This window comes from Muricoccus harenae, from assembly GCF_009848505.1.
GTDB classification, from domain to species: domain Bacteria; phylum Pseudomonadota; class Alphaproteobacteria; order Acetobacterales; family Acetobacteraceae; genus Roseomonas; species Roseomonas harenae.
In genome coordinates this window covers 1-618 of record NZ_WWDL01000115.1, presented here as the reverse complement: position 1 = coordinate 618, position 618 = coordinate 1, and the positions used below count along the sequence as shown (strand labels likewise).

Annotated in this window: 2 rRNA genes; both read left to right on the top strand. The window is 58.3% G+C overall.

The annotated features are described in order from the left end of the window. Positions 1 to 67 (top strand): 16S ribosomal RNA (locus tag GSE44_RS25170); the annotation flags it as partial. A 418-nt stretch (positions 68 to 485) separates the two neighbouring features. Beyond that, positions 486 to 618, top strand: a 23S ribosomal RNA gene (locus GSE44_RS25165); the annotation flags it as partial.

Below are 618 nucleotides of genomic sequence, written 5' to 3'. Positions count from 1 at the left end.
GTCAGCGACTGGGGTGAAGTCGTAACAAGGTAGCCGTAGGGGAACCTGCGGCTGGATCACCTCCTTTCAAGGAATGCCTGCGGGGTAGGGTTGGTTCGCCAATCCTGGCTGCAAGCGATCCTGATATATAGAGCCGATCGCCAGGCTCCGTTCTCCACTCTCGATGCCCCGACATCCTGCCTTGCTGCACACGCTGAGAAGCGCGCGCGGTAGGTGTTTGATGCTGGCCTGTGCATCGAGATCATCCCGGCGGACGCGTGGCGTCTGTCATACGCCTGCCGGGATCGCTTCCAAAGGACACGCCCCGCTGGTGCTCCGCACAGGCTGGGGCGATTGGTGTTCTTTCACAAGTAAATCCGGAATTGGTTAGTAGTTTTCGAGAGTGAAGTATCTGAGCGCGTATGTGCAGCTCTTACTAACTCATGCAGGCTGCGCTCGTTACGGGGCGCGATTTGATCCTGCGTGCGGCTGGTGGTGGCTTTGATTGTAAATGAATAAAGGGCGTTCGGTGGATGCCTTGGCGCCAAGAGGCGATGAAGGACGTGGCACGCTGCGATAAGCTGCGGGGAGATGCGAGCGATCGTTGATCCGCAGATGTCCGAATGGGGAAACCCCTCC